General features: G+C 46.0%; 25 protein-coding genes. 21 read left to right on the forward strand and 4 right to left on the reverse strand.

Features of this window, described 5'->3' with window-relative positions; all coding sequences use genetic code 11:
- Positions 1-48 precede the first annotated feature (48 nt).
- The gene (locus CW740_RS11335) at positions 49-915 is read left to right on the forward strand and encodes a YicC/YloC family endoribonuclease (RefSeq protein WP_026309208.1); all 867 of its coding nucleotides are present in this window, start codon (positions 49-51) and stop codon (positions 913-915) included.
- 75 nt (positions 916-990) lie between these two features.
- Here CW740_RS11335 and CW740_RS11340 read toward each other — a convergent pair whose 3' ends face one another.
- Positions 991-1,863 carry a LysR family transcriptional regulator gene (locus tag CW740_RS11340; protein ID WP_106647600.1) on the reverse strand — a complete coding sequence of 291 codons (873 nt, stop codon included), beginning with the start codon at positions 1,861-1,863 and terminating at the stop codon, positions 991-993.
- Positions 1,864-1,979: 116 nt separating this feature from the next.
- Here CW740_RS11340 and CW740_RS11345 point away from each other — a divergent pair, with 116 nt between their 5' ends.
- From CW740_RS11345 to CW740_RS11440, 20 genes are all read left to right on the forward strand, one after another.
- Positions 1,980-3,518: an NADH-quinone oxidoreductase subunit L gene (locus tag CW740_RS11345; RefSeq protein WP_106647601.1), complete on the forward strand. Its 1,539-nt coding sequence runs from the start codon at positions 1,980-1,982 to the stop codon at positions 3,516-3,518.
- Positions 3,515-5,986 carry a YbcC family protein gene (locus CW740_RS11350; protein ID WP_106647602.1) on the forward strand — a complete coding sequence of 824 codons (2,472 nt, stop codon included), beginning with the start codon at positions 3,515-3,517 and terminating at the stop codon, positions 5,984-5,986. The genes CW740_RS11345 and CW740_RS11350 overlap by 4 nt, the downstream gene beginning before the upstream one ends.
- 8 nt (positions 5,987-5,994) lie before the next feature.
- A complete protein-coding gene (locus CW740_RS11355) occupies positions 5,995-6,966 on the forward strand; it encodes an L-threonylcarbamoyladenylate synthase (protein ID WP_106648190.1) in 972 nt (323 codons plus the stop codon).
- A 105-nt stretch (positions 6,967-7,071) separates the two neighbouring features.
- Positions 7,072-7,611, forward strand: coding sequence for a nuclear transport factor 2 family protein (locus CW740_RS11360; RefSeq protein ID WP_157826418.1), 540 nt, complete (start codon positions 7,072-7,074; stop codon positions 7,609-7,611).
- Between the two features lie 258 nt (positions 7,612-7,869).
- Positions 7,870-8,523 carry a guanylate kinase gene (gene gmk / locus CW740_RS11365; RefSeq protein WP_106647604.1) on the forward strand — a complete coding sequence of 218 codons (654 nt, stop codon included), beginning with the start codon at positions 7,870-7,872 and terminating at the stop codon, positions 8,521-8,523.
- A 145-nt stretch (positions 8,524-8,668) separates the two neighbouring features.
- The gene (gene rpoZ, locus CW740_RS11370; protein ID WP_106647605.1) at positions 8,669-8,917 is read left to right on the forward strand and encodes a DNA-directed RNA polymerase subunit omega; all 249 of its coding nucleotides are present in this window, start codon (positions 8,669-8,671) and stop codon (positions 8,915-8,917) included.
- Between the two features lie 37 nt (positions 8,918-8,954).
- A complete protein-coding gene (gene spoT, locus CW740_RS11375; RefSeq protein ID WP_188459704.1) occupies positions 8,955-11,063 on the forward strand; it encodes a bifunctional GTP diphosphokinase/guanosine-3',5'-bis pyrophosphate 3'-pyrophosphohydrolase in 2,109 nt (702 codons plus the stop codon).
- Between the two features lie 35 nt (positions 11,064-11,098).
- Positions 11,099-11,485: a RidA family protein gene (locus tag CW740_RS11380; protein ID WP_106647607.1), complete on the forward strand. Its 387-nt coding sequence runs from the start codon at positions 11,099-11,101 to the stop codon at positions 11,483-11,485.
- Positions 11,486-11,488: 3 nt separating this feature from the next.
- Positions 11,489-12,184 (forward strand): tRNA (guanosine(18)-2'-O)-methyltransferase TrmH, encoded by a 696-nt coding sequence (gene trmH, locus CW740_RS11385; protein ID WP_106647608.1) that lies wholly within the window; start codon positions 11,489-11,491, stop codon positions 12,182-12,184.
- 27 nt (positions 12,185-12,211) lie between these two features.
- Positions 12,212-12,607: a DUF2195 family protein gene (locus CW740_RS11390; RefSeq protein ID WP_106647609.1), complete on the forward strand. Its 396-nt coding sequence runs from the start codon at positions 12,212-12,214 to the stop codon at positions 12,605-12,607.
- Positions 12,608-12,710: 103 nt separating this feature from the next.
- Entirely contained in the window at positions 12,711-13,934 is a 1,224-nt protein-coding gene (locus CW740_RS11395) for a DUF418 domain-containing protein (RefSeq protein ID WP_106647610.1), read from the forward strand.
- Positions 13,903-14,739 (forward strand): rhodanese-like domain-containing protein, encoded by an 837-nt coding sequence (locus tag CW740_RS11400; protein ID WP_106647611.1) that lies wholly within the window; start codon positions 13,903-13,905, stop codon positions 14,737-14,739. Before CW740_RS11395 ends, CW740_RS11400 begins: the two co-directional genes overlap by 32 nt.
- An 88-nt stretch (positions 14,740-14,827) precedes the next feature.
- Positions 14,828-15,745 carry a LysR substrate-binding domain-containing protein gene (locus tag CW740_RS11405; protein WP_106647612.1) on the forward strand — a complete coding sequence of 306 codons (918 nt, stop codon included), beginning with the start codon at positions 14,828-14,830 and terminating at the stop codon, positions 15,743-15,745.
- On the forward strand, positions 15,745-17,847 hold the full coding sequence (gene recG, locus CW740_RS11410) for an ATP-dependent DNA helicase RecG (RefSeq protein WP_106647613.1): 2,103 nt from the start codon (positions 15,745-15,747) through the stop codon (positions 17,845-17,847). The genes CW740_RS11405 and recG overlap by 1 nt, the downstream gene beginning before the upstream one ends.
- A 140-nt stretch (positions 17,848-17,987) precedes the next feature.
- Entirely contained in the window at positions 17,988-18,965 is a 978-nt protein-coding gene (locus CW740_RS11415) for a malate dehydrogenase (protein ID WP_106647614.1), read from the forward strand.
- Between the two features lie 378 nt (positions 18,966-19,343).
- Positions 19,344-19,847 (forward strand): GNAT family N-acetyltransferase, encoded by a 504-nt coding sequence (locus tag CW740_RS11420; protein ID WP_106647615.1) that lies wholly within the window; start codon positions 19,344-19,346, stop codon positions 19,845-19,847.
- Between the two features lie 125 nt (positions 19,848-19,972).
- A complete protein-coding gene (locus CW740_RS11425) occupies positions 19,973-20,371 on the forward strand; it encodes a YccF domain-containing protein (protein WP_106647616.1) in 399 nt (132 codons plus the stop codon).
- Between the two features lie 153 nt (positions 20,372-20,524).
- On the forward strand, positions 20,525-21,235 hold the full coding sequence (locus CW740_RS11430) for an SIMPL domain-containing protein (protein ID WP_106647617.1): 711 nt from the start codon (positions 20,525-20,527) through the stop codon (positions 21,233-21,235).
- A gap of 159 nt (positions 21,236-21,394) precedes the next feature.
- Complete coding sequence (locus CW740_RS11435) at positions 21,395-23,470, forward strand: marine proteobacterial sortase target protein (protein WP_106647618.1); 2,076 nt, start codon at positions 21,395-21,397, stop codon at positions 23,468-23,470.
- Positions 23,471-23,481: 11 nt separating this feature from the next.
- Entirely contained in the window at positions 23,482-24,051 is a 570-nt protein-coding gene (locus tag CW740_RS11440; RefSeq protein ID WP_106647619.1) for a class GN sortase, read from the forward strand.
- A 97-nt stretch (positions 24,052-24,148) separates the two neighbouring features.
- Here CW740_RS11440 and CW740_RS11445 read toward each other — a convergent pair whose 3' ends face one another.
- From CW740_RS11445 to folA, 3 genes are all read right to left on the reverse strand, one after another.
- Positions 24,149-24,331 carry a hypothetical protein gene (locus CW740_RS11445; RefSeq protein WP_106647620.1) on the reverse strand — a complete coding sequence of 61 codons (183 nt, stop codon included), beginning with the start codon at positions 24,329-24,331 and terminating at the stop codon, positions 24,149-24,151.
- Positions 24,332-24,378: 47 nt separating this feature from the next.
- Positions 24,379-24,549 carry a hypothetical protein gene (locus CW740_RS12460; protein ID WP_157826419.1) on the reverse strand — a complete coding sequence of 57 codons (171 nt, stop codon included), beginning with the start codon at positions 24,547-24,549 and terminating at the stop codon, positions 24,379-24,381.
- A 254-nt stretch (positions 24,550-24,803) separates the two neighbouring features.
- Positions 24,804-25,316 (reverse strand): type 3 dihydrofolate reductase, encoded by a 513-nt coding sequence (gene folA, locus CW740_RS11450; protein WP_106647621.1) that lies wholly within the window; start codon positions 25,314-25,316, stop codon positions 24,804-24,806.
- Positions 25,317-25,320: the final 4 nt, after the last annotated feature.

Consider the following 25,320-nt stretch of genomic DNA (forward strand, 5'->3'; position numbering starts at 1 on the left):
TTCGCTCGTAAATTGAGCCGAACATACTGCAAAAGGTCATTAAGTTACATGGTTAGAAGCATGACAGCCTTCGCTCGCCAGCAAGTGGCGACCGAGTGGGGCAACGTAACCTGGGAAATAAAATCCGTAAATCAGCGATTCCTTGAACCTAATTTCAGGATGCCGGAAACCTTCCGTCATCTTGAGTTCTCGCTACGTGAAGTACTGCGTAAACAACTCAGCCGTGGCAAGCTCGACTGCACTCTGCGCGTTGAAATGGACTCGAAAAGTGCCGGCAAGATCAAACTGGATCAGGAAATGGCCCAACAGCTGCTTACCGCTCATGAGGAACTTCAGGTTCTGGCGCAGGACAATCAATCGCCGGATCTGACTCAGCTACTTCGTTGGCCTGGTATTTTGCAGCAGGAAGAAGCTGACACAGATACCATGGAGCAGGACGTGCGCAATGCCTTTGAAGAGGCAGTGAAACAACTAATCACCGTTCGTGAACGTGAAGGTGCGGCGTTAGCAGAGATGATTGAGCAGCGTCTGGCTGGTATTGGTGTTGAAGTGGATAAAGTGTCCGAACAGATGCCACAGGTCATGCAATGGCAGCGTGATAAATTACTCAATCGTTTTAAAGAAGCCGAAGTGGAATTAGATCCTGAGCGTCTCGAGCAGGAGCTGGTTTTCCTGGCGCAGAAACTGGATGTTGCAGAAGAACTTGATCGCCTTAAAACCCACGTCATAGAAGCTCAACGTATGCTCAAGAAAGGTGGGCCAATTGGGCGACGCCTGGATTTCCTGATGCAGGAGTTTAACCGTGAAGCGAACACGCTTGGTTCAAAATCCATAAATGCAGACATTACTGCCAGCGCCGTTGAGATCAAAGTACTCATTGAGCAGATGCGTGAGCAGGTTCAGAATATCGAATAAACTAGTAAGACAATGATTCTGCAATTTGCGGAGTCATTGTCTTAGTTACGGTTACAATCACGGCTCCAGTCACAGTTACAAGCCAAGCAATGATTTAATGATCGGCAAATCAAAATGTCGTCTAGCTGTTATGGCATAAAAGCTCTCTGTCACTGTCGAAAATGTTGTGTATTTCTTCAATTTCCCGCTGACTATCTCATCCTGTACCACAACTTCTGGCACAACCGATACACCTCCTGAATCCCTCGCTAAAAGTCTCAGCATTGCCATATCATCAACTTCTGCATAAGGGGTTACTAAAACTCCGTGTTCCTCGCAGTAAAGATCGAACTGCGTACGAATCTCACTGTCCGGTCCTGGAACCAGCACTTTTACTTTATCCAAATCTTTCGGGAAAGACAGACTTTCGAGGTAACTATCCTTAGGCCCCACCAGGCAGACTCTTTGTTTATCGATCAGTTTACAGCGCCAGGGAGTTACTGAATCCGACACCACCGGTCGATTGGATAACACTAGATCCAGCTTGTGGACTTCAAGCTGATTTAATAGATCCTCAAGATTCGATGACTTTAACTCCAGCTTAATATCTGCATTACCAAATACCGGCCGCAGGAAGTTCTCCTGAAAGTTCCGCGAGAGAGTCGCCACCGCTCCAATTTTAATTTGCTGTACCTGCTGATGTTCACCGCTTTTCATCACCGACATCAGCTCACTGCCCAAATTGAATATGCTTTCCGCGTATTGCAACACAACGTGGCCGACCTCCGTCAGCTGTAGGCTGCGACCTTGACGCAAGAAGAGATCATGTTCAAGCTGACCTTCAAGTTGACGAATTTGTGAGGAAAGCGCCGACTGGGAAACGTTCAGTTTTTCTGCCGCGCGAGTCAGATGACCTTCTTTCGCCACAGTCCAGAAGTAGTGTAGATGATGAAAATTTAGATTTCGCATATATCAATCGTTCTTTTTTATAGAACGTTTATATCACATCTATATATTTTACAAAACACATAAACGGATGCAAAAATACGCACCGTTTGATTTGAGCAACCAATAAGAGAGTCGTTATGTCTTTTTTTGTAGCCAGCGGGTTAGCATTAGCTGCAATCTTCTTTATCGGATTTATTGTTAGCTATCTCCCTGGCAGACATCATTGGCTTATTGCTAGAGCTACGGCTTTTCTGGCTCTATTGGTCAGTATTGGTTACCCCCTTATCGAATGGCTAATAACCGGCCAAACGCCTGCTCTAATTCCGGTTCTCATGGGGTTGCTGGTAGCATTGCTGGGCTGGGTGATTATTGGTTACTCCTCCCGTTATCTTGAGGGAGAATCCCGAGAGCGGATGTTTGTCCACGCGATTCTTTTTACCATCGCCTGTGTCTTTACTCTGATTTCAACCACTCACCTTCTCATTCTGGCCGTCGCCTGGACGGGCACCAGCATCAGTCTGCACTACCTGCTAACCTTTTATCGTGAGCGCAAAGCGGCACAGGTGGTCGCACATAAAAAATTTATTGTCAGTCGTCTTGGCGAAGTTGCCTTAGGCGTCGCATTGATTCTGATTTATCTTGAGCTTGATACTCTTTCTATTAATACGATTGCAGCATCTCTATCGGTTATGAATGAACTGACGCTCCCATTACAGTTTGCGGCAGTGCTGTTTGCCCTTGCAGCGGTTCTTAAAACGGCACAGCTTCCGCTTCATGGCTGGATCATTCAGGTGATGGAAGCACCAACGCCTGTTTCTGCATTAATGCATGCGGGTGTCGTCAATATCGGCGGTTATGTTCTGATTACCATGGCCACTCTAATCAATATGTCGATCCCGGCGCAGCTACTATTGGTGGTGGTAGGCAGTATTACGGCAGTACTGGCTGGCTGGGTCATGATGACTCGTATCAGTATTAAAGTCAGACTGGCCTGGTCAACTTGCGCACAGATGGGCTTCATGCTGATGGAAATCGGTCTTGGTCTTTATGAACTGGCCTTCCTTCACCTCATCGCTCACTCTATTTACAAAGGCCATGCATTTCTGGCGGCCGGCGACGCGGTAAAACAGGCCGAACACAAAGATTACCTTCCTTCCTGGGCTGAGCCAAAAGGCATCATTATGTCTTTACTGGTGGCGACTGCTTTGATTATTGCCTCATTACTGATCTGGCAATGGCTATTACCAACCTTTTTACTGGCCTCGGAAATCATCGTAATTCTGGTCTTTGCGTTGGCACCTTTGCTCTGGTATCAAAAAACTTTCTCCGCAAAATTATTTACACTCGGAACAGTGAGAGTCTTAGGTATAGCAAACCTATATTATGCCTGGCACCTTGTTTTCAGCCAGATCATGCCGTCAGCGGCCAGCGATAATTTACCGCAGTTAATCTGGATTATTTTTAGCTTCGGACTCCTTTATTTCGCCCAGATTGCGGTCATCAAGTATTCAAACAGTCGGTTATTAAGAGTCTGCTTCCCGTGGATTTATAACGGCTTCTATCTTGATGAAACCTTTACCCGCCTGACCTTCAAAATCTGGCCGTTAAAACTCAGTCCGGTGCAGGCCGAAACCAAAGTGAACCGTCGCATCAATTCCTCAGGAGAAAGCGCATGAATAATCTTCAACAGCAAAGTGAAACCTTTGAGCGCGAACTGGACGAGGCGATTCAGATTGCGACCAGCAGCATAGCACCGAGCTGGCCACTGGATAAGATGATTGCTGTAAATCCCTATTGGCCTCACCTTGAGCAAACCTTCAGCGAGACGTCGCATCACCTGGCGACCCTGGCAGGGTCTCCAATGGCCATGCCACTTTTTTACTACCAGCAGTTATGGGCTGAAGGTAAGATCAGTCGGTCACACTTGCAGCAGGCAGCTCAGGAGCTGGATACCGATCTAACGATTGAGCAATTGATTGATTCCCTGAATGGCGATGATCAACTGCTCACTCCCGTGCCACTGTTATGCGATACATTGGACAGCCAACGCGATTTACAGCATAAACCCGCCTGGTGTGACGCCATCACCCATCAGGTAGCGCAATTTTGTGCAGCTTACTTCGATAAGGATCAATCCGACTGGAATCCAAGTGACCCAGCTCCGCTCTATGCCAGCTGGTGTCATACCTTAAGCGATGATCACAGTATCAGTTTATTGATGCAGGCCAGCAGAATCCCTAGAGCCGCCAGACAACTCGAAGAAAATCCTCGCAAGCAAATTGAGATTGCCTTGCTCAAGCTAGATATTCCCAAACAAAACTGGGCGGATTATCTGCAGGCGGTCATGTACCGCATCAGTGGCTGGGCTGCCTGGTGTGCTTACCTGAAATGGCAGGCACAATTACAGGGTAACGATGATGATAATCTGCTTCAATTACTGGCTATTCGCCTGACCTGGGAAATGCTGATCGATGATGGAGAGCGTGAAGAAGGCTCAATCTGGCATCTCTGGCAGACACAGTGGCAAGGCCATTTTGAAAACTATAATGCTCAACACACCACCACTAAGCTGGTATGGCAAAGAGCACAAGAAATCAGCTATCAGCAGGAACTGGCCAAAACCCTCCAGCAGTACTCGGCTTCAAACAATCAACAATCACAAGCAGTGAAGATTCAAGCAGCTTTCTGCATTGATGTGCGTTCGGAAGTTTTCCGACGCCACCTGGAAAATCAGTCAGATGATATTGAGACGATTGGTTTTGCCGGTTTTTTTGGCCTTCCAGTCAGCTACCATCCGCTAGGTACCAATGCTGTTCGACCGCAACTTCCAGGTTTGCTGGCTCCACAGATGGTGGTCACAGACACCAGCGGCTCTGCTTCTGTGGATGAAGTTATCAGTCGTCAACGACAAACAACTCTGCGCAGTCTTTCGAGCTGGAAATCATTCCTTTCTTTACCAGGCTCAGCATTTAACATGGTTGAAAGCCTTGGTATCAGCTATGTGAACACCCTGCTCAATCGTTCGAGAGCACGCAATACTCATCAGGCCAAACCGGCACTGGGTTTAAACCAACGCCAGGCGCAGCAACTTCGTCCGCGCTTACAGGCGGAGCTGTCGCAACGCATTGAGCTAGCCGAGGGCGTCCTCCGGGGTATGGGGTTAACGCAAAACATTGCACCGGTTGTTTTATTGGTTGGCCACGGTAGCCAGACAGCCAATAATCCGCAGAAAGCAGGCTTGGACTGTGGCGCCTGTTGTGGCCAGACTGGCGAGGTCAATGCTCGAGCCTTAGCCGATATCCTCAATGATCCCGAGGTACGTAAAGGTTTGCATGATAAAGGGCTTAAGCTGCCCGAAGACACTCGGTTTGTTGCCGCTCTGCATAACACCACAACAGACCAGGTCAGCCTGTTTGACGCAGACAATCTCAGCGCAAAAGCACAGGAAGTTCTACCAACTCTTAAAGATGCCTTGAGCGAGGCTGGCAAAGCCTGTCGAGCCGAACGTGCTCCGGCGCTTGGACTTGGCAAGTTAACTCAAAAACCTGAAGCACTGCAAAAGGCGGTTATCAAACGTGCCAATGACTGGGCGCAAACTCGTCCCGAATGGGGGCTGGCCAACAATGCCTGCTTTATCGTGGGACGACGCTCTCTGACCCGAAACCTGGATTTCAAGGGGCGATCATTTCTGCACGAGTATGATGCTTCGCAAGATACTGATGCCGGTCTGTTAACACAAATTATGACTGCTCCGATGGTCGTTATTAATTGGATCAATATGCAGTACTTTGCCTCGACCGTTGATAATCATCGCTATGGTAGCGGTAACAAAACACTACACAATGTGGTCGGCGGCCGCATCGGTGTATTCGAAGGCAATGGTGGCGATTTACGGATCGGCCTGGCCATGCAATCCGTTCATGATGGACAACAGTGGCGCCATGAGCCATTACGCACCACCGTAGTGATTGACGCACCACAGGAACACATTGAAAAGGTCATCAATGAGCAGCCCCTTGTTGCCTCTCTAATCAACAATCAATGGATGCACCTGGCTCGATTTGAGAAAGGCCAACTTTATTTCTATAACCAAGGCAGCTGGCAAGCCCAGTCGTTTTCTGATGACGACCCGCAGGCTAAATGAAATCAGCTATGAAAACGCTACGACTTGATGCAAACAAGCCCAAAGATGTTCAGCTTGCAGGAGAACTCCTGCAGGCTGGCGAGCTTGTTGCCGTCCCAACTGAAACCGTTTATGGACTGGCTGCCGATGCATCCACCCCTGAAGCAGTAGCCAAAATATTCAAGGCCAAGGGACGTCCGACGGATCACCCATTAATCACTCACATTGGCAGCTTCGAGCAATTATCTCGATGGGCAGCAGATATTCCAGAGTGGGTCGAGAGTCTGACAAAAGTATTCTGGCCAGGCCCTTTGACTCTGATTTTTGAGCGTCACTCAAACGCACCTGATGTTATCACCGGCGGCCTGCCAACCATTGGCATAAGAATGCCGGCACACCCCGTGTTACTTGGACTGCTTAGAGATTTTAATCTCGCAATTGCGGCACCATCAGCAAACCCCTATCAAAAACTCAGCCCCACCAGCGCTGAACAGGTTCTCGCTGGTCTTGATGGCAAAATTGCTGCGGTTCTCGATGGTGGGAACTGTGCGGTAGGCACCGAGTCCACAATATTGAAAGTGGGTAAAGACAGAGCCCAGATATTACGTTCAGGGCCAATATCCGCTGCCTATCTCGCACCCTATTTGACAGTGCCTGTTGTGACTCCCAAAAAGCACCAACATGCAGTCTCTGGCAACAAGAAAAAGCACTACCAGCCCAGCGCCAGAATTAAGATCCTAAATCGTGAGCAGATCATTTCAAACCCACTGCCAGAATGTAAAACTGTTGGCGCGATCTTATATTCAAATTCGCTGGAAAGTTTCCGCGGTCACCACCTGATCCAAATGCCAAGTGACCACCAGTCCTACCGTCAGCGGTTCTTTTCGGCATTATTCGAAATGGACGGCAAGGGCTGCGACGAACTGTGGATTGAAGCACCACCTACCGACGCAGCCTGGCTGGATATCTGGGATCGGTTAACCCGCGCAGCACAGAAGTAAGCTGACTATTTGATTTTGTCAGTTATATTTAGAAACAAAATCCCGCTAAACAAAATATGCTATTGGTATATTATGCTCTAACAAAATCAATAAGTTCTGCTGACAATGAAGTTTAACCTATTCAGAATACTCGTCTTACTAATGTCCTTGGCAGCTTGCACTCTTGTAGCCAAGGAGCACTATCCACAGGATGAAAAAGCCAATCAACTGACCGAAGCAGTAAATCGGTTATGGACTGGATTATCCCACGAAGCCGACAGTGGTCCCGACATAAAAGTATTAAATGATTTATTTCATGACAATGCTGTCATTACAGGGATAAGACAAGAGTCAAACCAAAGTGAATTGTCACAACTCACAAAGTCAGACTTTCTGACTCGAATCGATAAAGTTAATCCTTACTCGTTTACCGAGATAGAACTTGACCGCATAACCTACCTCTATGACAACTGGGCTTCTGTTCAAAGCATTGCGTTATCCGAAAGAACTCAGGATGGTAAAACTGATACTTTCAAGGGCATTAACTCGATTCAGCTGGCTTACGATGGTAAACACTGGAAAATTATTTCATTGTTCTATGCTTTGGAAAGCCAGTCACCCATGAAGCTTGAAGCTTTAGAGCACACTACTAACGCTCCTCAGTAGGTGCTAACTCGACTATTCCTCAAACTATGGGTTGTCCTTTAGTTTAAATTTGTACCTTAGCTTGCCTCAACAGAGGTCCGAAGCAATTAGAGGAATAATTGCCTACTTTCTATACCGCGCAAGCTTTGTCTTGTGTTATGATCGCGCCTTTGTGTTTTCCGTTTGACCCTCCAAGCCCTATTATCCCTGCAGGCCTTGTGCTATAAAGGTTTGGCTTGGTTGAACTTTATTCTCTGGATTTGGATATAGCAGGATTTGATGACGACTATGACGCCTATCAACACCATCGCTAAAGGTACCCTTTATGTGGTTTCGGCACCTTCTGGGGCAGGTAAGACAAGCCTATTGAAGGCTGTTCTTCGAAAATTGCCCGAACTAAAGGTTTCGATTTCGCATACGACTCGCCCACAAAGACCTGGCGAGCAGGACGGCGTTGATTATCATTTTATCGATCAGACCACTTTCCAGCAGATGCTGACTGAGCACCGTTTTTTAGAGCATGCACAAGTTTTCGATAACTTTTATGGTACCAGCCGCGACTGGCTGGAAGCACAACTGGTCGATGGTCATGATGTGATTCTGGAAATTGACTGGCAGGGTGCGCGTCAGGTTCGCAAGTTAATGCCTGAGTCATGCGGTATTTTTATTCTGCCTCCATCACGTGAAGAATTACTGAGTCGCCTAACCAACCGCGGTCAGGATAGTGATGAAGTAATTGCCAGACGAATGGCGGCTGCTACTGCAGAAATGAAACACTACGACGAATACGATTATGTGGTGATCAATGATGACTTTGATATCGCCTGTGATGAACTGGCGGCCATTTTCACCGCACGTCGCCTGCGCATTGAAAGTCAGAAGATCCGTCAGCATCATTTAATCAATAACCTGCTATCAGATACTATGGAGTAGACGGTTTTTTACGGTAAACTTATTCCATACGCATTAATACAGTCTTTTTTACGCTTTATTCACTGGTTTTTTGCTAAAAGCCGACTTAAAGCACTGAATTAACCCCCTGGCGAATTAGCCACATTTTGAGTGTAAGAGGTAAATTATGGCACGTGTAACGGTACAAGATGCTGTTGAGAAAGTTGGTAATCGTTTTGATTTGATTATGTTAGCGGCAAAACGCGCTCGTCAGATCGCAACTGGTGGCCACGATCCAAAAGTGGATTGGGATAACGACAAACCAACGGTTGTTGCTTTACGTGAAATTGAAGAAAGCTTAACAACTCGTGAAACGGTTGAAGCAGACGAGCGCGCAGCAAAGCGCGAGCGTGAACAAAGACCAGTTCTGTTTTAATAAGCACGAAAATTAAGGTTTATTATTGATGTCCGATATGTCGCATTTCGAAAGTTTACGGGATGTGCTCGGCGGCTACCTTGAACAAAACCAGGTTGCCGATATTGAGCGCGCTTATAAGCTAGCGGAGCGTGCACATGACGGACAAATGCGCTCCAGCGGTGACCCCTACATTACACATCCTGTCGCCGCTGCGCATATCCTCGCTGAGCTACACCTTGATCATCAAACCATCATGGCTGCCTTGATGCATGATGTGATAGAGGACTGCGATGTGACAAAGCAGGATCTGACTACTGAGTTTGGTGAAACGGTTGCAGATCTGGTGGAAGGTGTCAGTAAACTGACTCAGATTGATTTCCAATCTAAAGAACAGGCTCAGGCGGAAAACTTCCGTAAAATGATGATGGCCATGACGCAGGATATTCGCGTTATTCTCATCAAACTGGCCGACCGCCTGCACAATATGCAAACGCTTGGCGCACTGCGCCCTGATAAACGCCGTCGCATTGCACGGGAAACACTTGAGATTTATGCACCGATTGCCAATCGCCTCGGTATCTATCGACTCAAGGAACAACTGGAGCTTTTGGGCTTCGCCAATATGTATCCCTTGCGTTATCGAATCCTGCAGCACTCGGTCAGAAAAGTACGCGGTCACCGCAAAGAAATCGTTGAGCGAATTACTGATCAGTTACGAACGCGACTGAAAGATGCCCGCATTACCAGCAAGGTCATTGGTCGCGAAAAAAGCGTTTACAGTATTTATAAAAAGATGCGCGACAAGGTGGGGACATTTAACGAGGTGATGGACATTTACGCCTTCCGCGTCATCACCGATTCCGAAGACTCCTGTTACCGCATCCTTGGTCAAATTCACAACCTGTTCAAACCCATACCCGGTCGTTTCAAAGATTACATCGCAATCCCCAAAGCCAACGGCTATCAATCACTGCACACCGTCCTTCGCAACAAGACCGGTATGCATATTGAAGTGCAGATCCGCACCGAGCTGATGAATCAGATGGCGGAGCATGGCGTTGCAGCGCACTGGTTATATAAAACAGGTAGTGCTCATCCAGCCGAAACTAAAGCACGCGAGTGGCTACAAAGCCTGATTGAACTACAGCAAAACGCAGGCGATTCGATTGAGTTCGTAGAGAACGTCAAGATTGACCTCTATCCTGATGAAGTCTATGTCTTCACACCAAAGGGTAAGATTATTGAACTACCCAAAGGCGCAACCCCGGTTGATTTCGCTTATGCCATTCACACCGATGTTGGTAACAGCTGTATCGCATGTAAAATCGATAAGCAGTTTTCACCACTAAGTACGCCATTGAGCAATGGTAAAACCGTTGAGATTATCACTGCTCCGGGAGCCAAACCCAACCCGGCCTGGCTTAGCTATGTGGTAACTGGTAAAGCCCGTTCCAATATCCGTAATTTTGTTAAAAACATTCGTCAGGATGAAGCGGTCCACCTTGGTCGGCGTTTACTTGAGCAGGTCCTCAAAAGTCCGCTTGAAGATTTTCCGCCTGAGCAACTGGAGTCAGTAGCCAAGATTACACATCACGATAGCGTTGATGAAATGCTGGCTGGCATTGGGCTCGGCAAAATCGCCAGCGTTCTGGTCGCGCATCGTTTAACCAGCGATCAGCAGGAGAGCGATGATACGGTTGTCGAAATGCCACAAAAGGATCAGGCTCCATTAGCCATTAAAGGCACTGAAGGCCTTGTGGTCAAATATGCACGTTGCTGTCGTCCTATACCTGGCGATCCGATTCTGGCTTATGTTAGCGCAGGTAAAGGATTCACCATTCATCGTGAAACTTGTCCCAATGTGCAACGTGCGCACAAGCACAATGACCGCTATGTACCTGTGCAATGGTCAGATGATGTGCAGGGTGACTTTATAGCCGAGCTTCGAATCGAAGTATTCAATCAACGCGGTGTACTGGCACAAATTACTAATATTATTTCTAACCAGGAAGCCAATATAGTTAACGTCGATATTAATGAACTGGATGGTTCTACCAATATTCTTACCTTCCAGATGGGCGTTCGCAATCGTGTCCATCTGGCAAATATCATCAAAAAATTAAGGGTCATTCCTTTCGTCAACAAAGTTCATCGTCACCCTTAATTAGAACTTTATATAACCTCTTTAAGGAAACTGCTGTGAGCAAAACCATTATTCAAACTGATAAAGCACCAGCTGCCATTGGCACTTATTCACAGGCTGTAAAGGCGGGTAATACCGTTTATCTTTCAGGCCAGATCCCATTGATTCCAGAAACCATGGAATTAGTTGAATCATTCGAAGATCAGGTTCATCAGGTTTTCAAAAATTTGAGCGCGGTCTGTGAAGCAGCGGGCGCCACTTTGAATCATATTTCTAAACTGAATATCTTCATGATCGATCTGGGTCATTTTGCAACCGTTAACGAGATCATGGCGCAGTATTTCGAACAGCCTTATCCAGCTCGCGCAGCAATCGGCGTTAAAGAATTGCCGAAAAGTGCGCAAATTGAAATGGATGCTATTGTAAGTTTAGATGAGGACTAAAGTGTGCAACCGCGTAGTCCTGAGCGTTTACAGAAAATTTTAACCCTACTGTCTAACCGTCAGCCGGATCTGACGGTTTTTATGGATGAGGTTCATAAACCTCATAACCTGGCAGCCATTGTACGCACCGCTGATGCTGTTGGCATTGGACATGTCCATGCTGTATTCCCCGAGGGCGTGCGTTACTCCGGCCACCACACTTCCAGTGGCAGTAAACGTTGGGTTACTACTCATAAGCATGACACCCTCAAGTCTGGTATTGCAGAAATGAAAGCGCAGGGCATGCAAGTTCTGGCAGCACATCTCTCAGACAAGGCGGTTGATTTTCGTTCTATCGACTACACCAAACCCACCTGTATTCTAGTTGGCTCCGAGCTTGTCGGTGTTTCTGATGAGGCAGCCGAACTTGCAGATGAGCACGTGATTATTCCGATGGTCGGCATGGTTCAGTCACTCAATGTTTCGGTAGCAACTGCACTGATTCTTTACGAAGCACAACGCCAACGTTCCAATGCCGACATGTATGGCGAATGCAAAATACCTCAGGCAGAAGTCGATGAAATCTGCTTCAAAGCCTTGCACCCGACCATTACCAAGTTTTGCGACAAGCACCAAATTCGTTATCCGAAAATGGATGAGTTTGGTGACATTGATGATCCGGAATGGAATAAGTTGCGTAAGCAAATTAAGTCCACTTAGTCAGCATTTATCAGGAAGGAAATATTGGTGAACTTATTAAGGAAATTAGCGCTCATCGCAATTACTCTTGTAAGCTCTTCATGCGCTACAAAGCAACAGGATCTTCACGAGCCATTGTCGTTAGAGTTCGATAACTCATTGAACCAATGTATTACCATAACCGGTCATACCTTGTTCAAAAGCAAGACTCCCTATCCTTTTAGCTGGCTGGAAATTCAATACAATCTACAGCAGAGCGTTGCTCACTGTGGTTGCAAATTTGCACAGGCTCATATTCGCATAGCCAGACAAGATAATGAGTTATCATCGGCGGCAGCTAATTTCCAGGACAACAATACCTTTATTGTTCCGGTCAGAACACAGGCCGTCATGATGGGCGAATCCCCCATAAAAATATCTCTGACCTGCCCACAACCTGAATAAAGGAATCGATCAACAGCTTGTTACTTTTTAGTACTATTGCCTGAAACCTTATTGTTATATATTGTCATGACAATTCTAAAATCATATTTCTAAGGGATTAGTCATGACAACTGCTTTGCTACCCACTTCCAGTGAAAAGCGATTTCACTCGCTTGATTTAATTCGCGGTATTGCCGTTCTTGGTATTCTGATCATGAATATCTACGGCTTTTCCAATATTTTTGCTTACTACATGAATCCCCATGCACTAGGCGAGGCTACTGCTTCGGATCTCTGGGTTTGGTCTTTTACGCATATCTTTGCTGATCAGAAGTTCTATACCATCTTCTCCATGCTGTTTGGCGCCGGTATTTTGCTGATGGCGGACAGAGCCAGGGAGAAAGGCGTTTCTGCCGCCAGGTATCATTATTTCCGAATGTTCTGGCTCATTGTTTTTGGTTTGATTCATGCACTTCTGATCTGGCTTGGCGATATTTTATTTATCTATGCCTGCATGGGTCTTTGGGTTTTCCTTTTTACCGATACCAGCGCTAAAACCAAGCTGATTACCGGTATCGTTCTAATTGCTCTGTATTCCCTCTATATGGCAATGGTCTCTTTTCATCTTGATAAGATCCCAGCGGAAGATCTCGAGTTTATGTTCTCGATGTTCTATCCCGATCAGACAACCATTGATGAAGAGACCCTGCCTTACATTACTTCTTATGCAGCTCAAGTGAGTGACCGAATTGATTTCTTTCTGGAGAATGTTTTATCCATGGGGTTAACCTTTGGTATTTTTAGAATAGGCGGCTCCATGCTATTGGGTATGGCGCTTTACCAATACGGGGTTCTAACAGCTGCACGCTCGCGTTCTTTTTATATCACGCTGGCTATCATCTGCCTGTTGATTGGCTTCAGTTTAACCGCCTGGGATATGAAGCAGCTGTTTACTCACGGTTTCAGCTTTGAGTCGTTAATGTTTTCTTATATGACACTGACCAATATCGCAGCCGTCTTTATTGCGATTGGCTATATCGCCTTATTTGCTTTATGGATCAAATCCTCGGCAGCAATCAAATTACGAAATGCGCTGGAAGCTGTTGGACGAATGGCCTTCACCAATTACCTAATGCAAAGCATTATTTGCACCACCATCTTCTATAGCTTCGGCCTAGGTTTATTTACCGAGCTTTCCCGCTTGCAGTTAATGGGCATTGTTGCGATAGTGTTTTTAGTACAACTTTTCTGGTCATCATGGTGGCTTAACCGCTTCCACTACGGCCCACTCGAATGGCTATGGCGCTCACTCACTTATGGCAAATTCCAAGCTTTTAGAAAACACTGATTTACCCATTATTGATTTGCGCCCTGTTGATGAATTTCGACAGGGCCATATTCAGGGCTCTACTAATCTCCCTTTATCGGAAATTGAAGATTGCTGGTATGAACTTCCACCCAAAGGCTCCCCGTTAATTTTATTTACCTCGTCTGACGAGCAACAGAAAGTTAAAGACTTGTTTGAACGCCAGCAATATCCGATTGAAGCAATATTATTGGCAGAAGAATTTGAGCAGGAGGAGCTGGTCAGTGATCCCAACAGCCGGCGACTGTGGCGTGCCAGCCCTTTACTGGAAAACTATATCGAATTAATCGAACAGCATTTACCCGGTACTGACCCACTGGCTTTCGATATCGGCTGCGGTTCTGGTCGAGACAGTATCTTTTTGGGGTTACATGGCTTTCAGGTGCTAGCCATTGACCGCAACCCAATGGCCATGGAGCGGATCAGCAATTTCATCGAGCGCTGGCAGGTTGATGTCACCCCCATCAAACTCAATTGCGAAGAAGAGTATGACCAGCTGATTCAGTTGATTCATCTTCAGAAGCCGTCGCTTGTTTTGCAGTGCCGATATTTGCACCGACCATTACTGGATCTTTACCACCAGCATTTACCTGCCGGCAGTATGGTGGCTATTCATACCTTCATGAAAGATGCGGCAAAGTACGGCAGTCCCAAAAAGCCAGCTTTCCTTCTGCAACCTGGTGAGCTGGCAGAAAAGTTTGCCGACTGGGACATACTGCTAGACCAAATCCATGTACTTCGTGACAAGCGACCGCTATCCTTGTTTATTGCTCGTAAGCCTTATTGATCTTCACATTTAAATGACGCGATAAGCCTGATAGTCATTGACTTCTTTGCGTCACTTCCTGATCATAGATAGGCAGAGGCTATCAAATATGACATTAACAGAGTTTAGATATATTGTTGCAGTCGCTCGCGAACGCCATTTTGGGCGTGCCGCAGAGGCCTGCTTTGTCAGCCAACCCACCTTAAGTGTTGGTGTTCGCAAGCTGGAAGAACAGCTTGGCGTTACCCTGTTCGAGCGCAGCAAATCAGACGTTAAAGTGACTCCCGAAGGCAAACCTATTATTGAGCAGGCTCAGCATATTCTTGAGCAGGTTAGCCAATTAAAGCAGATGGCTAAGCAAAACTCTGATCAGCTGGATGGCCCATTAAAAATTGGCGCAATATTCACTATTGGCCCTTATCTACTACCATCGTTAATCCCCATGCTGAAAAAGCTGGCACCGAAAATGCCACTGCATATTGATGAGGATTACACCCATAACTTACGCACCAAACTTCGCAATGGCGAACTGGATGTTATTTTCGTTGCACTTCCTTTCGAAGAACCTGAAGTCGATGTTATTCCGCTTTATGAAGAAGAGTTCATCGCTCTGTTGCCTGAAAAGCATCCCTGGGTAAAGCGCGATAAATTGCACATTGTCGATATCGCCGATGAAGTCATGATCATGCTGGGTGCTGGGCACTGCTTCCGTGACCAGGTGATTGAAGCCTGCCCGCAATGCAAAGACTCTAGCTTAAACCCGCAGAAAGACTGGATTACCGGCAGTTCCATCGAAACGATTCGTCAGATGGTCGCCAGTGGATTGGGAATCAGTGTTATTCCACGCTCAGCCGCCAACTTCCATAACGAAAAGTTAGGCCTGGTCACTCGAGAGTTTGATAAACCAATCCCAAGCCGCAAAGTGGCACTTGCTTTCCGACGCAGCTTCCCACGTAAAAAGGCTTTGGAGATTATCAATAACGCCCTATCGCAAATCACCATTGAAGGTGCCAAACCCCTCGACTGATGGCCATATCCAAACTCGCAGCAGATATTAATTTGGAAAAACTTCCCTGCACCAGTTTAAAAGGAGTAGGCCCTAAAGTTGCTGAGAAATTGGAAAAGTTGCATATCCAATCAGTTCTCGATTTATTGTTCCACCTGCCTTTACGTTACGAAGACAGAACCAGGGTTAGGAGCATTGCTTCTTTAAAAGATGGCGAGCGGGCTTTAATTAAAGTTACGGTTGAACTGGCGCAGGTGAAGTACGGTAAACGCCGCTCATTGGTGTGTCGAGCCAGCGATGAAAGCGCCAGTATTGATTTCCGATTCTTCTATTTCAACAAAGGGCAACAACAAAGGCTGCAACGTGGCGCTGAGTTTTATGCCTTTGGTGAAGTCAGACGCTATGGTTTTCAATTTTCCATGGTGCATCCTGAACTAACCGCCATTAATTCAGGCACTTCGGCCCCTTTACTGGAATCCTTAACGCCCATTTATCCAGCCACCGAAGGCCTCCACCAGGCCAGCTTCAGGCACATGATGAAGCAGGCGGTAACATTACTGAAAAAGCACCCGATTGAAAACCTGTTGCCTGCATCAATCATGCAGTCGCTCAAATTATCCGATATCAATGCTTCTTTGGCCTGGATTCATTCACCACCCAAAGATGCCGATTTAGCACAACTGGAATCCAACCAGACACCTGCAGTGCGCCGCCTGATCAGTGAAGAATTATTGGCACAGCAACTGAGTCTGTTATTACAACGAAATCAGCAAAAAGATTACACCGCCCCGGTTCTGAAACATTCAGGCAAGTTGCAGGGTCAACTGTTACAACAGCTGCCTTTTAAACCCACTGCGGCCCAGAAAAGTGTCATAGAGGAAATCATTACTGATCTGGAACAACCGCACCCCATGCTCCGTTTACTGCAAGGTGATGTCGGTGCAGGCAAAACCCTGGTCGCGGCACAAGCTGCTCTGCAAGCGATTGAAGCTGGCTATCAGGTGGCGGTCATGGCGCCAACCGAACTATTGGCCGATCAGCATTATCAATCCTTTAGTCAGTGGTTTGAGGCCATGGATATTCCCTGCGTGTTTCTAGCCAGTAAGCTCACAGCCAGCCAGCGCAAAGCTGCACTTGAAGCAATCGCCAGCGGAGAAGCCAAACTGATTGTCGGCACCCATGCACTGTTCCAGAAAGGCGTTGAGTATCACAAGCTCGGCCTGGCGATCATTGACGAACAGCACCGCTTTGGCGTCAATCAACGCCTGATGCTCAAACAGAAAGCCCCCGAAGGCATGCAACTACATCAGCTGATGATGACGGCGACACCGATCCCGCGCACTTTGGCCATGACCGTTTATGCAGATATGGATGTATCGATTATTGATGAACTACCACCAGGGCGGACACCAGTGCAGACTGTGGCGCTGGCCGATCAAAAACGCGATCAGGTTATCAAGCGCATTGAAACCGCCTGTCGAGATGAAAATCGTCAGGTCTATTGGGTATGCACCCTGATCGACGAGTCCGAAGAAATCCAATGTCAGGCGGCCGAATCCGCGGCCAACCTGCTGACACAGCAACTGCCAGATTGCCGAGTTGGTCTGCTGCATGGTCGCTTAAAGCCCGAGCAGAAACAGATGGTGATGGATAAGTTTAAACAAGGGGAGCTGGATATTCTGGTGGCAACTACGGTGATTGAAGTGGGCGTGGATGTTCCTAATGCCAGCTTGATGGTCATCGAGAATCCCGAACGGCTGGGCTTATCACAGCTCCATCAATTGCGTGGTCGGGTCGGACGAGGTTCAGTTGAAAGTCACTGCGTACTGCTTTATCAGCACCCACTATCCGATAATGCCAAAGCGCGTATTCAGGTCATGCGCGAAACCAATGATGGCTTCGTAATTGCCGAAGAAGACCTGCGCTTACGGGGTCCAGGTGAAATGCTGGGCACTCGCCAGACCGGCGAAGTCAGCTTAAGGTTTGCGGATCTGGTACGCGATGCAGAGTTGATTCCGGCCATACAGCAACAAGCGCATGATTTAATTGCCGAAAATAATGAGCTGGCCCATAAAATCTGCCAACGCTGGCTTGGCGCTCGTCAGGAGTTTGCTGACGTTTAAGCGTAACGCTTCATTGTAAAATCCAGTCAGATTTTCCTGTAAAACCCCGCTTTATCGCCCGTCGATCATAGGATTTAGCCTTTGTTTATGGTAAAGTTGCGCCCTTAATTTCATCATCTCAATCAACTGAGGATTCAGGAATGAAACAGCCTGTTCGCGTTACTGTTACCGGTGCAGCCGGCCAAATTTGTTACTCTCTATTATTCCGCATCGCCAGCGGTGAAATGCTAGGCAAAGATCAGCCAGTAATTCTTAACCTTCTAGAAATCACTCCAGCGCTTAAAGTGTGTGAAGCGGTTGCTATGGAACTGAATGACTGCGCATTCCCATTGGTTAAAGATATCGTTGTAACAGACGATCCTGCGGTAGCCTTTAAAGATGCAAACATCGGCCTGATGGTTGGTGCTAAGCCGCGTGGCCCGGGCATGGAGCGTAAAGACCTGTTAACCGATAACGGCAAAATTTTCAGTGCCCTTGGTAAAGTGATTGATCAGGTTGCTGACAAAAACATCAAAATCTGTGTAGTTGGCAATCCAGCTAACACCAATGCTTATATCCTTGCCAAAAATGCACCAAGCATCAATCAGCGCAACATCACAGCATTGACTCGTCTTGATCATAACCGTGCTATTTATCAGCTTGCTGAAAAAGCAGATGCTGAAATCGCTTCTATCAAGAAAATGATTATCTGGGGTAACCACTCAGTTACTCAGGTACCTGACATTTCTTTCGCCACAGTTAACGGTGAGAATGCAGCGGATAAAGTTGATGCTACATGGGCTAAAGAAGAGTTCATGCCAATCGTTGCTAAGCGTGGCGCAGCAGTTATCGCAGCGCGTGGTGCTTCATCAGCGGCTTCAGCTGCCAACGCCATCCTTGACCACATGCATGATTGGGTATTAGGTTCAGCGGAAGGCGACTGGGTTAGCATGGCCGTTCCTTCAGATGGCAGCTACGGTATCGAAGAAGGCTTAATCTACTCTTACCCAGTAGTTTGCAAAAACGGTGACTACGAAATCGTTCAAGGTCTGGAAGTATCTGACTTCATTAAAGACAAAATGATCGAGTCACAAAAAGAGTTACAGGAAGAAGCTGAGACCTGCAAAGACTTGTTCTAAGAAGTCTGACAAAGCTTTAAAAAGACCGGCTCCTGTAGCCGGTTTTTTTATGTCTGATACTTTCCTTTAACTGAGGCCCACTTGTAGGGATAAGTCATGACTTGTCCTTAGCACTTCACTTTACTGAACCTCTCTCCCTGTCATACCGCGGCTTGACCGCGGTATCCAGCGACTTTTATTATTGAAAAAGAACGTCGTTAGAAACGCTAGTGAATGAAATAAAAAAAACGGTAAACCTTCTTGAATTGGTAAGAAATATCGAACGGCACTGGATACCGCGGTCAAGCCGCGGTATGACGTATTATTTGGATTTATACTATTTCTTTTATCTTGTTATTTATGGCAAAGTAATCATACATTAACTATAAATCACTCCCTATGCTCATCGCCGAAACCGAACGACTACGTCTTCGTTATATAAAAGCTCCTGATGCAAAATTTATTTTCGAACTCTATAACCAACCCAGCTTTATTAAATACATTGGTGATCGCGGTATCCATTCGGTACAGGATGCTGAAGCTTTTATTTCGAAAGTCGAAGATAACTATCAACAGTTTGGTTTCTGGTTGTATCTGGTGGAAGATAAAGAGACCCACCAACCACTCGGGGTCAATGGTCTTATTCAACGAGACTATCTCGACGCCCCAGATATTGGTTTTGCTCTAATGCCTGAGTACTGTGGCAAAGGTTTTGCTAAAGAATCATCAGTGGCAGTGGTGCAACATGCAAGGCAGTTAAAGCTTGCAACAATCTATGCCATAACATCTCCGGATAACACAATTTCAGAATCTCTATTGGCCCGTATCGGTTTTACCTTTCAGCGACAGGATTATTTCGACAATAGCACAACCGCCATCAATCTTTTTAAATTAAAGCTTTAACCATTACCCTCTGTTACAAGCGCAACACCTGTTAACATTTTATGGGATTTTGTTGCTTTTGATTGCTTTATCCCTTTCCTTGATTGCGCTTAAATAAAACTATAGTTACAGCAGGAGATAATGCTATGTCACTCTTATTAAATATTCTATGGCTTTTGTTTGGCGGAATTTTTGTCTTTCTAGGCTATATCGCAGGTGGTATAGCTTTGTGTCTGACTCTTATCGGAATCCCGTGGGGTGTACAGCTGTTTAAGCTGGCCATTTTCTCGCTGTTTCCATTCGGACAGGATACCCGTATGCGTGACAACCAGCCGTTAGCCGGTGTGCCCAATGTGTTGCTGAATGTTATCTGGTTAGTATTTGGTGGGTTCTGGGTGGTTCTAAACCACTTGTTCTGGGGCCTGTTCCTATGCCTGACTATTATTGGTATTCCATTCGGCATTCAGCACTTCAAAATGGTTAAACTGGGTGTATGGCCTTTCGGTCGAGTCATTGTCGACCTGAAGTCTCTGCAACCAGCCTAAAAGAACGTTTCATAACCTCTCTACCCAAAGAGACTGTTCGGCCTGCTTCTGCAGGCCATTTTTTTGCCCCAATTTATCTGATTGTTATACTTTTCCTATTACGAAGCTCTGCTATGATGAATAGCATCTCAACAATAGTTACAAGGAATCGTTATGGGTAAGAAACTTTCTGTTGCACTGGCTGGCCTTTTTGTCGGTCTGGGTATTCTCGCCACCGGTTATCTGATGGCCAATGCCTTAATTGATTTTAAAAAGATGGACCGTATGGTTACGGTGAAAGGTTTAGCTGAAAGAGAGGTTAAAGCCGATATCGCCATCTTTCCTATTCGCTTTAATACCGGCAGCGATCAACTGGACGAACTCTACAAAACCATCACTCAACAAACTTCAGACATAAAAAGCTTCTTGTTAAATCAAGGCTTCAAAGAAGACGAAATCACTACTGGCGCACCGACCATATTCGACAAACAGGCACAGCAGTATGGTGGGGAGAGAGGGGGATTCCGTTATACAGCCAATATCACAGTGAATGTTTATACGTCGCAGGTGGACAAAGTTATTGAAACTCGTAAGCAGTTAATCGATCTTACCGAGAAAGGTATCGTCATTAATAGTGATGACTACATGGCTCGCACGGAGTTTCTGTTTAGTGGACTGAATGATATCAAGCCAGCCATGATTGAAGAGGCGACACAGAATGCCCGGATGGTTGCTGACAAGTTCGCGCAGGACTCGAACAGTGCTCTTGGAAAGTTACGAACTGCCAGCCAAGGTCAATTCAGCATATCCGATCGTGACAGCAATACGCCACACATCAAAAACGTTCGTGTGGTTTCAACCTTACAATATTATCTGGTTGATTAAGCTATAATTTCAAACTGCGGCATATAAGGTGCTTTTATTTGGTAAAAGCACCTGCCTCTTTTCTGCCACATTTCATAATCACTGCCCATTTTCCTAAACAAATCCAGCCACACTCCTTTGTTCTAATAAACGATAACAACTAATGAGTAAGGAGCAATCATGAAACGCGTACTATTCTTTTTATTTTGGGGAACATTCTTTTTAAGTATCAATCAAGTCAGCAAAGCCGATGAGGAACTCTTTCCTTCCAGCATCAATTATCGCTCGCTGGAAAGTGACCTCACCTTCAAACAGTTACCGCTTTCAACCGACATTAAGATGCATATCAGCAGTGTCGTTTCTCGAGTTTCCGTTAAGCAGACATTCTCTAATGAGTCTGAACAATGGCTGGAAGGCGTCTATCAATTTCCGCTACCTGAAAATGCCGCGGTCGATACATTAAAGATGTATATCGGCCAACGCATCATTGAGGGTGAAGTTCAGGAGAAGCAACAGGCTCAACGAACTTATGAAAAAGCCAAAGCCGAGGGTAAGCGTGCCAGTCTGGTAGAACAGGTTAGAGACAATCTATTCACCACTAAGTTGGCTAATATTGCTCCTGGCGAAAGCATCACCATCCACATCGAATTTCAGCAACTGGTTCATAATGATGGCACTCACTTTTCCGTGCGTATGCCTTTAGGTATTACTCCACGCTATGAGCCTTCTCAAGCCTTATCCACTTCTGTAGATGACTATGAGTATCCTTCTTCGAGTGCACAGCCTAAAGCTTCCGAAACCATCTTAGCTGATCATGATAGCGCTCAACTTTCATCAGCAACAACTCTATTTAATACCGGCGAACAACCCGACCGTCCTGTTAATGTTACGGTACATTTAAACCCTGGTTTTGATCTGTCATTACTGGAAAGTCCTTATCATCAAATCGTTACTCAACAGACTGGTAATGAATACACTATACAATTGGAAAACCCAGCACAGGCTGAACGTGATTTTGTGCTTAACTGGCAGCCCCAATTAGGTCAGGAACCTAAAGTTGCTCTGTTCAGTGAAAGTTATGAGGGACACAACTATCACGTATTGATGATGTTGCCACCGACCCACGATTTTGTTCAGCAAAAGACTCAACCTCGTGAAATGATTTTTGTGATCGACTCTTCGGGTTCCATGTCTGGTGATTCGATGCAACAGGCTAAACAGGGTTTGTATTATGCCCTGACACAATTGGGTAGCGAGGATACTTTCAACATCATCGACTTTGATCATGAAGCAACAAAATTGTTTGATGAAGCCGTACCAGCCACCCAGGCAAATCTAGAAATGGCAAAATATTTTGTCGCCACTCTTGAAGCCGATGGTGGCACTGAGATTGCTAAAGCCATTAACCTTGCACTTGATAAACCCAACAGCACTTTGTTGCGTCAGGTGGTATTTTTGACTGATGGCAGTATTGGTAATGAACGTCAGATCTTCCAGATGATCGAAAATCAGCTGGGTAATAACCGCTTATTCACCATTGGCATTGGTGCAGCTCCAAACAGCTACTTTATGAGTAAAGCCGCCAACTATGGTCGTGGAACATTTACCTATATCGGCAAAGCTTCTGAAGTGCAGTCTCAGCTGGAAAAACTTTTCAAGAAATTGCGCTATCCAGCTCTGGAAAATTTGTCACTGGAGAACCAGTCTCTAGGAAACAAATCTTTAGGCAATGGTACCGCCAGCAAATTAGAACTATATCCGGGCCACCTGCGTGATTTATATCTTGGCGAACCTTTATTTGTATCCTATCGCACCCCAAAAGGCGTTAATAACAGCATTCAGGTAAAAGGCCAGGCCGAATCTTATGACTGGTCATTTAAGTTACCACCAGTTACCAATGGGAAAGATAAAGGTATCGCACGTCTTTGGGCACGCATGAAAATCGATGCCATTAAAAGCGACTTCAACCTCGGCTACGACCAGTCGCGTGAACAAATCCTGCAAACGGCACTCGACTATCACCTGGTTTCCGATTACACCAGTCTGGTTGCGGTTGATAAGACGCCCGCCCGTGTCATGGAAGAGTTGAAAAAATTACAGCTAGCGAATCGTACTCCTGCTGGTTGGAAAGCACCTCATGGCTATCCTCAGGGTGGTACAGTTGCCAACCTTGCCATGCTGATTGGTTTCCTTGCCTTGTTACTGGCACTGGCCTACCAGTACAAATTGAATCGCCGTAACCGTACTCAGGCGTAAGCGAGTCAATTATGAAAACGTTCATACGCAAATACGGTGTTCTCTGCGCGCTGCTGACCATTAGCCTAACCGCTTTTGGTCAGGCCGGTTACATTAAAGCCAAAGCCATTCTTGCACAGTATTTGCTTGAAGACGCCTGGCAACAGACGCTTGTCGATGGACAGCCGCATAAGCCCTGGGACTGGGCCGATACCTTCCCGGTCGCCAAACTGACTGTACCCAGCCAGAACATTGAGCAGCTGGTTCTTTCCGGTGCTTCGGGCCGTAATTTGGCCTTTGGCCCCGGACATCTATTATCGAGCAATTTGCCCGAACAACCCGGCCATACGATTCTAGGCGGCCACCGAGATACACACTTTGAGTTCCTGCAATACCTCAAAGCGGGTGATGAGATTGCCATTCAGGATAAATATGGTGAGGTTCATCAGTTCAAAGTGACAGGGATAGAAATTCACAATATTGAAACTGACCAGATTCAAGATAGAGGCATCAATCAACTTACTCTGGTCACCTGTTACCCATTCAACACCTTGGAAGTGGGCGGGCCATTACGTTACCTGGTTCATGCGGTGAAGGTTTGATTTCCTTCATATCGTAGGGTGCGTCGTGACGCACCGCTTACCTTTACAAAATAATTTAAGTTCAATGGTGCGTCACGACGCACCCTACGAAATCCTTTTATTCTACTTTGTAGATTTCTGCACTGCCTACTTTTTTTCCTTCTGCGCTTCCACCATGACTGTAGTAAGGTCTTCTAAAGAATAGTTCTGTTTCAGTATTCTTTTCAATAATTACATACTCTATTCTTGCTCTCTTGAAAGTACTAATAACTTTACCTATTGCTTGTTCAGCTGAGGGCAACGTTTGATCTGCTTTTTGTAAGTTACCACTTTGTCTTAAAACTCTTACTAAATACTTACCCCCTTTTGCAATTTTGCTTTATTTTTTAATTCATCTAAATAGATAACACTATCATCATCGGGATCATCAAGTTGTCTTTCTCTTTTTGATGTCACAACCAAACTTATAATAATTAGAATTACACCACCAACTAACCCAATAATCTGATCTGGCTCCATAACCTTTCCTTTTTATTACTTATCTCTATCCTAACAAACCTTTTTTTAATTAATAATCCATAATTCATGGAATAAACGCCATGGCTCCTCGTTAAATAAAAACATTAACAGTGAGGAGTAAATTATGAAGCGTTTAATTCAGGGGATTTTGTTGGTGTTAATGCTGGTGGGAATTGTGATTTTGTTGCTGAAGTAATTAACCGAATGTGGCGAAAAGGGGAGGCACACTGGCCTGCCCCTACCCAATATAATAATTAGTCTCTTACCCTTACCAATTCAACGAATTGATAATGATAGGGATTCTTTTCATCCGGCTGATGTTTCTCACGCGAGACTTCCTGCCACTGCAAATGCGTCCAGTCGGGGAAATGTGCATCGCCTTCTGTATCTAAATCAATGAAGGTCAAATAGAGCTTATCCGCATGATCAATCATCTGATGATAGATATTGGAACCACCGATGATCATCACTTCTTGTGCATCACCCGCTGCCGCAAAGGCTTCTTCTAAGCTGGTGACCACCTGACATCGCTCATTATGAAACTCTGAACGGTAGTCAGGGTTACGGCTGATGATAATATTGTCGCGACCCGGCAAGACCATGCCAATTGACTCATGCGTTTTACGCCCCATGATAACCGGCTTACCTAATGTCACAGCTTTAAAGTGTTTTAGATCAGCGGGCAGATGCCACGGCATCTGATTGTCTTTGCCGATAACGCGATCATTAGCCATGGCAACAATTAAGCTGATGATAGGTTTACTCATAGCT

This window comes from Kangiella profundi (assembly GCF_002838765.1).
GTDB lineage: Bacteria > Pseudomonadota > Gammaproteobacteria > Enterobacterales > Kangiellaceae > Kangiella > Kangiella profundi.